This window comes from Neptuniibacter caesariensis (genome assembly GCF_000153345.1).
GTDB classification, from domain to species: domain Bacteria; phylum Pseudomonadota; class Gammaproteobacteria; order Pseudomonadales; family Balneatricaceae; genus Neptuniibacter; species Neptuniibacter caesariensis.
Genome location: NZ_CH724126.1, coordinates 106463 through 120795, shown reverse-complemented (window position 1 = coordinate 120795; position 14333 = coordinate 106463). Strand labels below are relative to the sequence as shown.

Sequence of the window (14333 nt, the reverse complement as noted above, 5' to 3'; positions counted from 1 at the left end):
CGTCAGGATGTTTACTTTAGTCTAATGCCCGTAATAATGGCTCCCGCTGATTTTTGAACGCTCTTCTGGAAATATGGTTTTGCTCAGCCTTTCCAGAAGAGCCTCAAAACCGGAGCAGAGATCGCTTTGCTTTCTAAGTTCTCATTTGATGAGTCGCTACAGGAAGTACGATTCATGTCCCATATTCCCGATGCTTATTTCTTGTAAAGCGGTCATCGTTGGTTTCCGTTCGCCCCACGAATGTTAGCCGGCCGGTTATCAGCACTTAATAGCAAACAATAATTCTAAATCTCGCGTGAATAACGCGTTGCTAATTGGAGTGCATCAATATGCAACAATTTGTAGATTTCATGAATGGAATTATCTGGAGCCCGGCTTTGATTTATCTTTGCCTGGGTGCGGGTTTGTTCTATTCAATTATTACCCGATTCGTTCAGGTGCGAATGTTCCGCGAAATGTGGAACCTGCTGCTGGCGGGCAAAAGCTCTGAACACGGTATCTCTTCTTTCCAGGCATTGGCGGTTTCCCTTTCAGGGCGTGTAGGCACAGGTAACATCGCAGGTGTTGCTGCGGCGATCGGTTTCGGTGGTCCTGGAGCGGTGTTCTGGATGTGGGTAGTTGCCTTCTTTGGTGCCGCAACCGCTTATGCTGAATCGACGCTGGCACAGATCTATAAAGAAGAACATGAAGGCCAGTATCGTGGTGGTCCGGCTTTCTATTTTGAAAAAGCGTTAGGTCAGAAGTGGTTTGCATGGCTATTTGCCATTGCGACGATTTTTGCTTGTGGTGTTTTCCTGCCAGGCGTTCAGGCAAACAGTATCGGTAATGCAGTAGAAGCTGCATTTGGTACGGGCAGCATGATCGAAACCTCTTTTGGTACGCTGAGCTCGGCTAAAATTCTAACCGGTCTTGCGGTGTTGATGGTGCTTGGCTTTATCATCTTTGGTGGTGTGAAGCGTATTGCTAACTTCACCCAGATTGTTGTGCCATTCATGGCGCTGGCTTACATCATTATTGCGGCAACGATCGTACTGCTTAATATTGATATGCTGCCAGGCATTATCGCGATGATCCTCGAAGATGCCTTCACTCCAATGGCAGGCCTGGGTGCAGCGATTGGCTGGGGTGTGAAACGAGGTGTTTACTCCAATGAAGCGGGTCAGGGCACAGGTCCTCACGCAGCGGCTGCAGCAGAGGTTGAGCATCCAGCCCAGCAGGGTCTGGTGCAGGCATTCTCGGTTTATATCGATACATTGTTCGTATGTTCCGCAACGGCGTTTATGATCCTGATTACGGGCGCTTATAACGTACATGGTGTTGGTGATAGCTTCCTGGTGCAGAATGTTGCCTCGGATATCGCTGCCAATGGCCCTGTTTTCACGCAAATGGCGATTGAGAGCGTGATGCCGGGTATCGGTAAACCATTTATCGCCTTCGCGCTGTTCTTCTTCTCCTTTACGACTATTCTGGCTTACTACTATATCGCTGAAACCAATGTCGCTTACATTCAGCGTACTATCAAAGTGCCTGCGTTGAACCTGCTGTTAAAAATTACCATCATGGCAATGACATTCTATGGTGCGATTAAAACAGCTAACCTTGCATGGGCGATGGGTGATGTTGGTGTAGGGCTGATGGCATGGTTGAATATCGTCGGTATTCTGGTCATCTTCTTCATGTCTAAGCCAGCGATTAAAGCGCTCAAGGATTATGAAAAGCAGCGTAAAGCGGGTGTCGCCAAGTATGAATTTAACCCAGCAGAACTGGGTATTAAAAATGCGACCTTCTGGGAAAAGCGTAGCGGTGTAAAAGCCGACGATAAGCAGGCTGAGAAAGAGCTGGCTTAATTCAGGGCGCGGCTTAACTTAATGACGATAAAAGCTCGAATTAGGGATAATTCGAGCTTTTTTATGGGCGGAAAACGGTGAGAGAACGCCAAACTTGAAGTTTTCGGCCTACCACTAAAGGGTCGACTGTTTGGCTTTATCGCTCTGATTCAGCGCTAACTGGCTATTAGAGGGTTTATCAATCTTAGCCAGGTAACTCTTCAGCTGACGTTGGAACGCCGACTTTTTCTTTCCTGTAAGCGATACCGCGATAGGGATCTTCGCTTTCATCGCATTAACCGGGCGACCATTTTTATGCAGTTCAAAGTGCAAATGTGGCCCCGTTGAGCGCCCTGAATTTCCAGAGAGGGCAATCTTCTGACCGCGTTTAACTCGCTGGCCTTTGATAACGTAAGATTTCTTTAGGTGCAGATAACGGGTTTTATAGCTCTGCCCGTGTTTGATCTCGATATAGAGACCTGCATATTTGTGACGAACAACGCGTGTGACAACCCCATCGCCGGTAGTGACAACAGGTGAGCCGATACGCATAGCGAAATCTGTGCCGTTGTGCGGACGAATCAGGCCGGTAACCGGGTGACGGCGTCGCGGGTTGAAGTGCGACGACAGCCGATATTTACCGTTAAATGGATAGCGCTGGAAGGCTTTCTCCAGATTACGCCCTTTTTCGTCGTAATAGTTGTCTTCAAACAGGAACGCGCTGATGTTGTGGCGGTTGCGGATACGTATTGCCTGAACTTTGCTGTTGCCGGTGGCTTCACCATCGACAAACTGGCGTGAAACCAGAACCTCAAATTTATCACCGCGCTGGATGTCACGGCGGAAATCGACCCGTTGTTTTAACACCTGGGTGATCGCCGACGCTTCAGCCTGGGACAGGCCCGCTTTTTTTGCAGACCCTGTAAATGAGTAGAGGATATCACCTCGAATCAGGTTTTCTTTCCAGTCGCCTTCAATACGGACTTCACTGAACTCGAAACCATCGCCTTTACGTTGATATACAACTTTATGATCCAGGCTAAACTGAAGTTCGAGGCGTTGCAGAGCCTGGTTCTGTTTTTCGAAAACCAGTGTGTGCCCGGGCATCAGATTGTCCAGCGCCAGAACGTTAACGTCTGTTTCCAGCAGTTGGTACATGGTTTTCTGCGGAAGGTGGAGACGTTCGAATATCTTGCCTAAGGTATCGCCGCTACGGACGATATAGGAGTAACTGTTCGGCCCGATGCTGGGCGCAGGAACCAAAAGGGTTTCGCTGTCAGGGACTTTGTCAAAAGCCCATGGGGCGCGTAGCTGTCGTAAGCTCAGTTCGGGCGCATCAAAAATGGGCGCTTCGGTATCGATCAGGTGATCCAGAGAAAGTGGAGTGCTGGAAACTGAGTTTTCATTGGAGGGCAGAAAAGCTGCCACTAGTAAAAGAGCCGCTAAGGCTGCCAGTGCCTGCTGATGCAGTTTAGGCAGGGCTGAAACAAATGTTGTTGAGGCTGAAATCCAGCGCATCAATGTAAACCGTCGTACTGAGTTATAAACAAATTCCGACCATCATATATCAATTTTGCCTGAAACACTCGTATTCACTGAGTTTAGCGGCAGTTTGCCCGCAGAATTTAGTCTAATGATGCTGAAAACCAGTAAAACATTCTATAATGTGCGCCTAAGTCAATCCAATTGAGTCAGGATATAGAGAGACATCATGGCAAAAGGCACCCTATACGTTGTTTCAGCTCCTTCTGGTGCAGGCAAGACAAGCCTGGTTAAAGCAATGTTGAAGCAAGATCAGAGCATTGTTGTCTCTGTATCGCATACCACCCGTGAAATGCGTCCGGGTGAAGTTGATGGCGTTGATTATAATTTTGTCTCTATGGATCAGTTCAATGAAATGATCGGCCAGGCAGATTTTCTCGAGTTTGCTGAGGTTTTTACCAACAAATACGGTACATCCCAGCGTTGGGTCGAAGATCAATTGGAGCAGGGTAAGGATGTCATTCTGGAAATTGACTGGCAGGGCGCCCAACAGGTACGTCGCCTGATGCCTGATTGTCTGTCTGTGTTTATCCTGCCGCCTTCCCGAGAAGCCCTTGAGGAGCGACTGACCAACCGTGGTCAGGATAGCGAAGATGTTATTGCGCTAAGAATGTCCGAAGCGGTCAGTGAGATGAGCCACTATGGCGAGTATGACTTCCTGGTGATTAACGACGATTTTGATCAGGCTTTGCTGGAACTGCACGGTGTGTTCCTTGCTCAGCGTATGAAGATCGAACAGCAGCGCGAACGTTGCCACGATCTGCTGGCTTCGCTCTTGTCATAAGCCCGCTTAGACGGTACACTGCGCGGTCTTTTATTACACCCAATTTCTGAGGTTAGCCCATGGCACGAGTTACAGTTGAAGATTGCCTGGAAAACGTAGATAACCGTTTCCAGCTGGTTATGGTTGCAGCTAAGCGCGCACGTCAGCTGGCAACAGGCGGTAAAGAGCCAAAAGTAGAGTGGGAAAACGATAAGCCTACTGTTGTTGCTCTTCGTGAGATCGCTGAAGGTCATACTGACCGTACTGTTCTGGATGAGATCGAACAAGACTAATTGTTCAATATCTATTCAAGTTAAAACGCCTCGCTAATTCAGCGGGGCGTTTTACTTTAAGTGGTTTGTAAATTATTCCCGCCTAGATCTTTTCCTACCCGCATGATTACGGCATTATCAGGGGTATATGCGGTTTGTAATATTGTAGTACCGGAGGGGCAATGCCTACCATTGACGCGCTTTCACAACGACTAAGTGATTACCTGGATCCTCAGCAGATCCGGCAGGTGCGTCGTTCCTATTTTTACGCGGAGCAGGCCCATGATGGCCAGAAGCGAAAAAGTGGGGAACCCTACGTTACTCATCCGCTCGCAGCGGCAAACATTCTTGCCGAGCTAAGGATGGACCATCAAAGTTTGATGGCGGCCATGCTTCACGATGTGATCGAAGATACCGAAGTGACCTACGAAGGGATCGAATCCCAGTTTGGTAAAGTGGTTGCCGATATCGTAGATGGTGTATCTAAACTGACTCACCTTGAATTCGAGACCAAAGCCGAAGCCCAGGCCAACAATTTCCAGAAGATGGTGCTGGCCATGGCGGAAGATATCCGCGTTATTCTGGTTAAGCTTGCCGATCGTCTGCATAACATGCGCACCTTAGGTGCCATGCCGCCGCATAAACAACGCCGTATCGCCCGTGAAACTCTGGATATCTACGCGCCGATTGCAGCGCGCTTGGGGATGCGTGATGTGCAGGTTGAGCTTGAAGATCTGGCTTTTCAGGCTCACTACCCGATGCGATCGAAGCATATTCGTCGTGCGGTGGTACAGGCCAGAGGGCAACGAAAAGATGTTATCAGCACGATTCAGGAAACCATTGAGAAACGCCTGCAGAAAGAGGGGCTCAGTGGTCAGGTAACCGGTCGAGAAAAGCACCTTTACAGCATCTATTCGAAGATGCGGGCTCAGCGCAAATCCTTCTCTGAAATCATGGACGTGTTTGCTTTCCGTATCGTTACGGATTCCGTTGATGACTGCTACCGAACACTGGGCGCCGTTCATAACCTCTACAAACCTGTACATGGTCGCTTCAAAGATTACATTGCGATCCCTAAAGCCAACGGTTATCAGTCGCTGCATACCGATCTGTTCGGTGCCCGGGATATTACCATTGAGGTACAGATTCGTACCCATGAGATGGATGCGGTGGCGAGTCAGGGTATTGCTGAGCATAGCCATTACAAACACGATGAAGATGATATTGATGCTTCTGAAAGCGCGTTAGGAAACTACAAACGTGCCAGAAAGTGGGTGCAGGGTCTGCTCGAAATGCATCAGCGCGCGGGTAACTCGATGGAGTTTATCGATAGCGTTAAGACCGATCTGTTCCCGGATGAGGTCTATGTATTCACGCCATTAGGTAAGATCATGGAGCTGCCGAGTGGTGCGACGGCTGTCGACTTTGCCTATGCGGTGCATACCGATGTCGGTAACTCCTGTGTCTCCTGCCGTATCAATCGTCGTCTGGCGCCTTTGTCACAACCTCTGGAAAACGGTCAGACAGTCGAAATCATCACCACGCCGAGTGCTCAGCCGAATATGGCCTGGCTGAATTTTGTGGTGACGGGTAAGGCACGTAGTGCGATTCGACACTTCCTGAAGAATCAGCAGCGACATGAATCGGTGGAACTGGGGCAGCGTTTGTTGAATCAGTTCCTGGCTAATTATGGTGCGACACTGAACGATATTGATCCGTTCAAACTACGTGACCTGCTGCAGGAAGCGGAGCTTGAAACCCTCGAAGACCTGCTCGAAGATATTGGCTTGGGTAACCGCATGGCTTATGTGGTGGCAAGGAGACTGCGCCCTGATGAGGAGAGCCTGCCTTCAGGCGATGATTCATCAGATAGAGGTCGCCGTCAGAAACCTATGTCGATTAAAGGTACCGAGGGTATGGTCTTGCAGTATGCGAAATGCTGCCTACCGATACCTGGCGACAAAATCATCGGCCATATTAGCACTGGGCGCGGCTTAGTTATTCACCAGACCGATTGCCGTAATATCGGCTACCTGCGTGATGACCCGGAAAAGTGTATCTATCTGGAATGGTCAGATAATCTGGATGAAGAGTTCAGTGTTAATCTGAGCACGGAAGTAGAATCCCATCGCGGTATTATTGCTGAATTGGCAACAACTGCATCTAGTGTCGGGGCGGATGTCCTTGCGATCGACATCAGCGAACATGAAGGCCAACTGGCCAGCGTGCATATGGAAGTGACGGTGACCGACCGAATTCATTTGGCACGGGTTATGAAAAAACTGCGCCGCCTGAAGAGCGTTAACCGAATTAGCCGGGATTAACTGAAATCTTACGGGGGCTTTCAATTGCGCCCCCTAATCAAGCATTCATGCTATTGGCTGAGTGCTTCTCCTTCACGGCGGTTATCAACGCCGCTTTCCCAACGCCCATCGTTCAAGCGTCTGAAGCCATGTAGGCCACTGTTCAGATCTCTGACTTTGATTTTATGGCCCAGCTTTTCCATCTGTTCCTGTAACTGCTCTGCAGGGGTGCCTTGTTCCAGTTCTGTCAGGCTGTTTCGGTTGCTGACATGGGGTAGGTTAACTACCTCCTGTAGCGGGATGTCGGTGTTGAGCATAACTAACAGACTTTGAGCTACATAATTAATGATTCGGCTCCCTCCAGGGGAGCCTATAGCTGCATAGAGCTCGCCGTTCTTATCGAACACCATAAAGGGCGACATCGAGCTGCGTGGGCGCTTACCCGGCTGAACTCTGTTCGCAACCAGTTGGCCGTCTTTTTCTGCGACAAAAGAGAAGTCAGTGAGCTGGTTATTGAGCAGGAAACCACCGGCCATGACCGTTGAGCCAAAGGCCATCTCGATGCTAGTCGTCATCGAAACGGCATTACCCCATTGGTCTCTCACCACAAAGTGACTGGTGGATGGCCGTTCCGGAGATTGGTCATCAGCACGGCTAAGGTTGATTTTTTCAGGTTCTCCGGCCGCTGCCTTCCCCATATCTTGTTCTGCTGAGATCAATTGCGCACGTTGATCCAGATAAGGTTGGCTTAGTAGTGCATTAACCGGTACGTCAACGAAATCCGCATCGGCTAGATAACGGCCACGATCGGCAAAGGCCAGGCGTGAGGCCTGAGTGAACACATGATTAAACTCCAGGGAGCTTGGAGGCATATCCGCTAGTGGTTGGTTCTCTAGTAGCTTGAGGATTTGAAGAACAGTAACACCACCTGAGGTTGGAGGCGGGAATCCGCAAACCTTATAGGATAAATAGGGCAGACAAATCGGGCTGCGCTCTTTTGCTGCATAAGCCGCCATGTCGTTCATGCTGAGCAGGCCCGGATTATCGGAGATCTGCTGCACTTTCTCGGTAATCTTGCGAGCCAGCGGACCCTGATAAAAGGCTGAAGCGCCTTTTTCAGCAATTAATGTCAGAGATTGGGCAAGCTCAGGGTTAGTCCGATTGAAGCCAATGGGTAAAGGCTCCTCTTCACCCGTGAAGAAATAGTTCAGAGCTTCTGGGTAACGTTTTAGCCCCGGATTAATATTGCTGGCGATTAGCTGATGTAGGCGCGGCCCAACCGTGAATCCTTCTTTGGATTGCTGGATCGCTGAACTAAACAGTGATTTCCAGGATTGATTGCCATGTCGACTGTGGGATAGCTCAAGCATCTTCAGTACCCCGGGCGTGCCTACGGAACGGCCGCCGACCATGGCATCATGCCATTTCATCGGTTTACCGTCGCGGTAAAAGAGCTTTTCACCGGCTAGTGCCGGGGCTGTTTCGCGTCCATCATAGGCGTGCAACTGTTTATGTTGCTGGTCCCAATAGAGCATAAATGCTCCACCGCCAATCCCTGATGACTGGGGTTCAACCAGTGTCAGCATTGCTTGAATTGCAACAGCCGCATCAGCGGCTGTGCCGCCATTGCGTAGGATCTGTTGTCCTGCTGCAGTCGCTAGGGGGTGGGCAGTCACAACCAATGCCCCTTCGCTAATAACAGAGGCATTCTTCGAAATCCCGGTTGCGCTTTCCGGAGCGAGGTCTTCTTCAACCGCAAAAACAGGGCTGCTTCCTAGTGCAGAAACCACCAATGCGGCAAAAAACGGTTTAAACAAACGTTTTTTTGAAGAAAAAGTCGGTTTTAATCGTGAATATTTGATCAAGAGCTTTGCTTTCCCTATTTGTTGCTAATAATCTACTCTTATCATAAAGCCAAGGCTAGATTTGGAGATATAGATTTGTCTGTCGGCGTAAGAGTATTGGAAGCCAGTGGTGAACTGCCTCAGTTCAGGCTGGTGCTTCTGCACGATTCTGAAGGAAAGGTAATTGCATTACTGCCTGCTACTTCGTTGCTTAATCTGGTGTCTATCTGGAAGGAAACTGGGCGCCAGCTGCAACCTGTTCGGGGTGATGATGCGTTGCGTTACTTCAGTCAGGAGGCGCTTAAATACCCTGAAGGGCAGGCGAAACTCTTATCTTTGAAGCTATTGGTCGCTCCTGAATGTGCTAACTTCGAGCAGATGGAGTTGATCGAACCTCATTCTGGTTTGTCATTCTCTATTGTTGCTGAACAGCTGCGTGAAGGTACGGTATGCAATTTCAGCCGCACCGCTGAAGAGATTGTTGCTCAACAGCCAGCAGGTGATGATGTTGCACAGATTACGCGTGCAGTTGAGCGCTTTACCGCTTTACGGGTAAAACAGCGCCTTGAAGACACGCTGGGCTTACCCTCGCTGTCCGCAACCATGCAGAAGATAATTGAACTTCGCTCGGACCCAGAGGCGGGTGTGAGTGATCTGGTACCGGTTGTGCGTCTGGATCCAAGTTTATCTGCACAGGTTATGAGCTGGGCAGCGTCCCCTTATTATGCTGCGCCAGGCGATGTCAGTTCGATTGATGATGCGGTTATTCGTGTTCTCGGTTTTGATTTGGTCATCAACATGGCGTTGGGTACGGCGATGGGCGAGATGCTTAAAGTGCCGGAAGATGGCCCGCGAGGCGCGACGCCATACTGGCTGCAGGCAGTATACAATGCCAGCTTTGCTGAACAGCTTTGCCGTGCAATGCCCGAGACGGAAGATTCTCCTCGTCCAGGGCTGGTTTATCTGGCATCACTGCTACATAACTTTGGGTATCTGGTACTGGCGCATCTGTTCCCTCCTCATTTCATCATGCTGTCCCGGTACTTTGAAGCGAATCCTCATTTTGCTTTTGATACCGTTGAAAAACAGGTGCTGGGTGTTACGCGTGAGCAGATTGGTAGCTGGTTATTGGATAGCTGGAGCCTACCGAAAACAGTCACGACTGCGATTCGTCATCAGAATGAGGCGGATTACCAGGGTGAGCATAGCCAGTATGTGAAAATCCTCTTTATGGCGAACCGTTTGCTTCGTCAGCAGGGCCTAAGTGATGGGCCTTTAGAGGAGGTACCTGAAGAGATGTACGCAGAATTAGGTCTTAAAGAGCCTGACGTCGCGAAAATGCTTCGACGTCTGATGCGTAATGATGATGATATTAAAGAGCTGACAGCTCTACTTGGCGATTAATAACTGAGGGGCTAGTACGCTAGCCCCTGCTATAAGCTCTATAGCTCCGCTTCCAGCGCTTCAAGAGCTTCCTGTTGCTCCATCCATTCCTCTTCGGTTTGCTCCGCTTGTTGTTTCAGCTCAGCCTGCTGTTGCAACACTGCCTTTAGCTGTTCTTTATTAGCTTCTTCGTAGATGCTTGCATCAGAGAGGGTTTCTTCAACCTCGCTGAGCTTTTCATGGAACGTTTCCATGGCGGCTTCTAGTTTTTCCAGCTTTTTCTTCAGTGGACGTAGTTGGTTTCTGCGCTCCGCTGCAAGTCGCTTCTGCTCTTTACGCTCTGCTGCAGAGAGTGACTTTTTATCTTCGGTTGGTTTGGCAAATGCTTCGGCTTCGGCGCGTTGTGCTTCGCGTTTCTGTTCGAGGAGCCAGTTCTGGTAATCATCAAGGTCCCCCTTGAACTCGCTGACTTCGCCATTAGCGACCAGTAAAAACTCATCTACGGTATTTCGTAGTAGGTGACGGTCATGGGAGACCAGAATCAGCACGCCCTCGAAGGTTTGCAGCGCCAGCGTCAGCGCGTGGCGAACTTCCAGATCAAGGTGGTTGGTAGGTTCGTCCATCAGCAGGAGGTTTGGCTTCTGCCAGGCGATCATGGATAGAGCCACACGGGCTTTTTCGCCCCCGGAAAAGTTTTCCACAGGTTCCAGCGCGCGATCACCAAAGAAACCAAAGGAGCCCAGGAAGTCCCGAATCTCCTGCTCTGAGGCTTTAGGGCTGATGCGTTTAATATGCAGTAGCGGGGACGCTGCCATGTCCAGCGCTTCTAACTGGTGCTGAGCAAAGTAACCGATCTGTAGGTTTTCACTTTCGTGACGGTCCCCTGAGCACAGACCCAGATCACCGACCAGGGTTTTTACCAAGGTAGATTTACCGGCACCATTAGGGCCTAACAAGCCGATGCGCATCCCTGGAACCAGTGTCAGAGAGGTTTTATTAAGAATCGCCTTATCTGTATAGCCACAGTCCGCCTGATAAAGTGTTAAAAGCGGCGATGACATCTTATCTGAAGCGCGGAAGTGGAAGCTGAAAGGGCTGTCCACGTGAGCCGGCGCGATCTTCTCCATGCGCTCCAGCTCTTTGATACGACTCTGGGCTTGCTTAGCCTTGGTTGCCTTCGCTCTGAAGCGCCGAACAAAGTCCTCAATCTCACCAATACGTTGCTGCTGTTTTTCGAAGGCTGCTTGTTGCTGTGCGAGCCTGTCAGCACGCTGCAATTCAAAGGCAGAGTATCCGCCCTTATAGAGGTTCAGCTTCTTATGCTCAACATGGGTTATATGGCTAACCACGTTATCCAGGAAATCGCGGTCGTGAGAGATCAGAATAAGCATCCCTGGATATTGGCGTAACCACTGCTCCAGCCAGATCGTAGCGTCCAGATCCAAGTGGTTGGTGGGCTCGTCAAGCAGCAGCAGGTCAGAAGGGCACATCAGCGCCTGAGCCAGGTTCAGGCGAATCCGCCAACCGCCGGAAAATTCCTTAACCGAACGGCTGATATCCTGGTGACTAAAGCCCAGACCAGCTAGTAGTTGAGCCGCTCTGGATTCAGCGCTGTAGCCGTTATGGCTATCAAGCTCTGCATGGAGCTCCCCCAAACGATGCATGTCGTGTGCGGCTTCTGCATCACTGATCTGCTGTTGAATCTGTCTGAGTTGATGATCACCGTCTAATACATAGTCCAGAGCCGTACGCTCGGATGTCGGGACTTCCTGGGCCATATGCGAGATACGCAGCCCACCTGGCAGATCGAGATCACCATTATCACAGTGAAGTTCACCCATAATTAATTTAAATACGGATGACTTACCTGCACCATTTGCGCCGACCAAACCAATTTTCCAACCAGAGTGCAGGGTTAAGTCTGCCTGCTCTAGCAATAGGTTGTGGCCGCGTTGTAAGCTAACTTGCTGAAATTGAATCATGGCCGCGGATTTTACCACACCGATGAAATTGAAAAATGACCTCTGGGACTTTGCACTGCTTTTTTATCAGCATCCGGGTATAGAATCCCTCTGTCTCAAGCTGCAGGACCAGTACGGACTTAGTATTAACCGACTGATTATGGCTTGCTGGGCAGGTTTGAAAGGAAAAGAGTTGAATGAAGCCGTATTTGAATCCTCGGCAGAGCAGTGGAAAAACCAGATAACTCAGCCGTTGCGAGAAGTTAGGTATAAAGTTCGCCAGGCCAAGGCGGACACACCTGAACTGGAAGCCTGTTATGCTGCACTTAGAAAAGCGGAACTGGCCTGTGAGCAAGTTGAACTGGCGCTGCTTTATGAAGTGGTAGAGGGGATCCCTGAATCTGAAATCCTGGAAGCGACTGTAGAAAAAAACCTCTATCAGTATTTGAATTTTTGTAAACAGCCTATAGATAACTTATTAGAGGCGGATATCCAGACTTTAGTTCGGGCAGCAAAAACCTACTTAGGAACAAATATGCGCTAAGAAGGTGGTTTAACACTGAACTTTGCTGTTTAATCGAGGACTAACACTGATTAGGGGTTCTGGCTTTGTTCAGATATAGGTTACAAAGAATCCCAACGTATCTGTTGTAACTGGCAGGTTATCCCTGAAGAAAAACTGACAAGGATTATTAGCATGAAACAAACGTTACTGGCGGTTGCACTGGGTGCCGCACTGGTATCTTCTACAGCTACCGCGGTAGAGCTGAAAACTGACGAGCAGAAAGAGAGCTACGCGATTGGTTTACAGCTGGGCTTGCAATTGCAACAGGTTGATAACATCGATTTTAAAATTCTGACAGAAGGCCTGAAGGCAACTTATAACCAGGAAGAGCCTGAAATGACACCTGAAGAGGTGAACAAGGCTCTGATGGGCCTGCAGCAGAAAATGCAGGAAAAACAGCGTCAGGCATTCGAAAAGCTTAGCTCAGATAACCTTGAAAAAGGTAAAGAGTATATGGCTGAAAACGGTAAGAAAGACGGTGTGACAACCACTGAGTCTGGCTTGCAGTTTGAAGAACTGGAAGCAGGCAAAGGCAAGAAGCCAACAGCAGACGATACCGTTAAAGTACATTATCGCGGCACGCTGATCGACGGTACAGAGTTTGATAGCTCTTACGCGCGTCAGGAACCTGTTTCATTCTCTCTGAAAGGTGTGATTCCTGGTTGGACTGAAGGTGTACAGATGATCAAGGAAGGCGGTAAAGCGCGCCTGGTGATTCCAGCTGACCTTGCTTATGGCCCAGGTGGTATGGGTAATGCGATTGGACCAAACGAAACGCTGGTTTTTGAAATTGAGCTTCTGGAAGTGAATCCAGGTGCTGAAGAAGCTGCGAAGTAAGTTTAGAACATTAAAAAAAGGCCGGTAATACCGGCCTTTTTTGTATCTGATTGAATCAATTAAGTTCATTCATAATGCCGTTTGATCCAATGGCATAATACTTACCTTGCCCAAAGGCGACAGCATAGACCCCTGCGTGAACCGGGCCGTAAGGATCACGCTTATGAATACGCCAGTTACGTAGTTCCTTACCGCTATTAACGTCCCATAGTTGCACTAAACCGGCGGCCGTGCCGGTGAGAAGTTGGGAATTATCGGCAGAGAAACGTGCACTCAGATAGCTGACACGTTTTTGTGTCATGCTGCGCAGATCGCTCAGGACATGAATTTCCTGACCTGAATTCAGATCCCAGATAACGGCTTTATCCAGACTGCCTGAACTGAAAGCAAGCTGCGCATTGGGTGATATGGCAACAGTATCGACCACATTACGGAAACTCATTTCCTTCAGCAATTCACCGGTCTGAACGCTCCAGAGTTTGGCTTTATAGGCATCGGAACCGGTCAGAGCAAGGCTTCCATCCTGACTTAAATCGACACTTCGAACACGAGCGTCGTGGCGGAAAGTGCGTTGTACACCGCCGTTCTTCACATCAAACAGCACAGCCGTATGATCTGCCAAACCTAGCAGGGCAAAGTCTCCATTGGGGGAGAGATCCATCTGCATAATTTCAGCAGGGGATGCCCAGAACCACTCAGGTTTGCCGGTGCGAACGTCCCAGAGTACCAAGTCCTGCTGATTCGCTGTGGCAGCATAGTTAGCTTCAGGAGAGATGGCCGTTGCTGCAATAATCGAGAAGTCGCCCTGTTTATGGTTCCAGTTGAACAGGCGCTCATGCCCCTGCGTGCGCCATAAACTGCCGCCATGGTTATACGAACCGATGGTGGCGTAGTCTGCTTTTTCCGAAATAGAAGCAGAGTAGGCCCCAGCAAGAGCGTACTCTTTCCATAAGGCAGGCGCATCGCCATCGCTACAGCCTGCAAGGCCGATTAAGCCGCTGACTAGCAGTAGCTTTCTAAGCCCTTTACCCATCGGT

At 49.5% G+C, this 14333-nt stretch carries 11 protein-coding genes; 7 read left to right on the top strand and 4 right to left on the bottom strand.

Annotated elements, in window-relative coordinates:
* Positions 1 to 329 precede the first annotated feature (329 nt).
* Positions 330 to 1847 (top strand): alanine/glycine:cation symporter family protein, encoded by a 1518-nt coding sequence (locus tag MED92_RS10285; RefSeq protein ID WP_007021474.1) that lies wholly within the window; start codon positions 330 to 332, stop codon positions 1845 to 1847.
* 114 nt (positions 1848 to 1961) lie between these two features.
* Here the strand turns inward: MED92_RS10285 and MED92_RS10280 are convergent, their stop codons facing one another.
* A complete protein-coding gene (locus MED92_RS10280) occupies positions 1962 to 3344 on the bottom strand; it encodes a peptidoglycan DD-metalloendopeptidase family protein (RefSeq protein ID WP_007021473.1) in 1383 nt (460 codons plus the stop codon).
* A gap of 193 nt (positions 3345 to 3537) precedes the next feature.
* On the opposite strand from MED92_RS10280, the gene gmk reads away from it, so the two are divergent.
* The 3 genes from gmk to spoT all read left to right on the top strand — a co-directional run bounded on the left by gmk (position 3538) and on the right by spoT (position 6727).
* A complete protein-coding gene (gmk, locus tag MED92_RS10275; RefSeq protein WP_007021472.1) occupies positions 3538 to 4152 on the top strand; it encodes a guanylate kinase in 615 nt (204 codons plus the stop codon).
* Positions 4153 to 4211: 59 nt separating this feature from the next.
* The gene (gene rpoZ / locus MED92_RS10270; protein ID WP_007021471.1) at positions 4212 to 4424 is read left to right on the top strand and encodes a DNA-directed RNA polymerase subunit omega; all 213 of its coding nucleotides are present in this window, start codon (positions 4212 to 4214) and stop codon (positions 4422 to 4424) included.
* Between the two features lie 161 nt (positions 4425 to 4585).
* A complete protein-coding gene (gene spoT, locus MED92_RS10265) occupies positions 4586 to 6727 on the top strand; it encodes a bifunctional GTP diphosphokinase/guanosine-3',5'-bis pyrophosphate 3'-pyrophosphohydrolase (RefSeq protein WP_007021470.1) in 2142 nt (713 codons plus the stop codon).
* Positions 6728 to 6777: 50 nt separating this feature from the next.
* Here the strand turns inward: spoT and ggt are convergent, their stop codons facing one another.
* Positions 6778 to 8523, bottom strand: coding sequence for a gamma-glutamyltransferase (gene ggt / locus MED92_RS10260; RefSeq protein WP_040662724.1), 1746 nt, complete (start codon positions 8521 to 8523; stop codon positions 6778 to 6780).
* 123 nt (positions 8524 to 8646) lie between these two features.
* Between ggt and MED92_RS10255 the strand changes: the two genes are divergently transcribed.
* Positions 8647 to 9954, top strand: coding sequence for an HDOD domain-containing protein (locus MED92_RS10255; RefSeq protein ID WP_050764189.1), 1308 nt, complete (start codon positions 8647 to 8649; stop codon positions 9952 to 9954).
* Between the two features lie 38 nt (positions 9955 to 9992).
* Here the strand turns inward: MED92_RS10255 and MED92_RS10250 are convergent, their stop codons facing one another.
* Positions 9993 to 11915 carry an ATP-binding cassette domain-containing protein gene (locus MED92_RS10250; protein WP_007021467.1) on the bottom strand — a complete coding sequence of 641 codons (1923 nt, stop codon included), beginning with the start codon at positions 11913 to 11915 and terminating at the stop codon, positions 9993 to 9995.
* On the opposite strand from MED92_RS10250, the gene MED92_RS10245 reads away from it, so the two are divergent.
* Positions 11914 to 12438 (top strand): TIGR02444 family protein, encoded by a 525-nt coding sequence (locus MED92_RS10245; protein ID WP_007021466.1) that lies wholly within the window; start codon positions 11914 to 11916, stop codon positions 12436 to 12438. The two genes, MED92_RS10250 and MED92_RS10245, sit on opposite strands and share 2 nt — an antisense overlap.
* Positions 12439 to 12591: 153 nt before the next feature.
* Entirely contained in the window at positions 12592 to 13296 is a 705-nt protein-coding gene (locus MED92_RS10240) for an FKBP-type peptidyl-prolyl cis-trans isomerase (RefSeq protein ID WP_007021465.1), read from the top strand.
* 55 nt (positions 13297 to 13351) lie between these two features.
* On the opposite strand, the gene MED92_RS10235 is transcribed toward MED92_RS10240, so the two are convergent.
* Complete coding sequence (locus MED92_RS10235) at positions 13352 to 14329, bottom strand: WD40 repeat domain-containing protein (protein WP_007021464.1); 978 nt, start codon at positions 14327 to 14329, stop codon at positions 13352 to 13354.
* Positions 14330 to 14333 lie beyond the last annotated feature (4 nt).

Excerpts from the sequence above, each read along its gene's own strand:
- rpoZ (WP_007021471.1), top strand. The coding sequence starts at position 4,212 with ATGGCACGAGTTACAGTTGAAGATTGCCTGGAAAACGTAGATAACCGT.
- gmk (WP_007021472.1), top strand. The coding sequence starts at position 3,538 with ATGGCAAAAGGCACCCTATACGTTGTTTCAGCTCCTTCTGGTGCAGGC.
- MED92_RS10240 (WP_007021465.1), top strand. The coding sequence starts at position 12,592 with ATGAAACAAACGTTACTGGCGGTTGCACTGGGTGCCGCACTGGTATCT.
- MED92_RS10235 (WP_007021464.1), bottom strand. The coding sequence starts at position 14,329 with ATGGGTAAAGGGCTTAGAAAGCTACTGCTAGTCAGCGGCTTAATCGGC.
- MED92_RS10280 (WP_007021473.1), bottom strand. The coding sequence starts at position 3,344 with ATGCGCTGGATTTCAGCCTCAACAACATTTGTTTCAGCCCTGCCTAAA.
- MED92_RS10245 (WP_007021466.1), top strand. The coding sequence starts at position 11,914 with ATGGCCGCGGATTTTACCACACCGATGAAATTGAAAAATGACCTCTGG.
- MED92_RS10250 (WP_007021467.1), bottom strand. The coding sequence starts at position 11,915 with ATGATTCAATTTCAGCAAGTTAGCTTACAACGCGGCCACAACCTATTG.
- spoT (WP_007021470.1), top strand. The coding sequence starts at position 4,586 with ATGCCTACCATTGACGCGCTTTCACAACGACTAAGTGATTACCTGGAT.
- MED92_RS10285 (WP_007021474.1), top strand. The coding sequence starts at position 330 with ATGCAACAATTTGTAGATTTCATGAATGGAATTATCTGGAGCCCGGCT.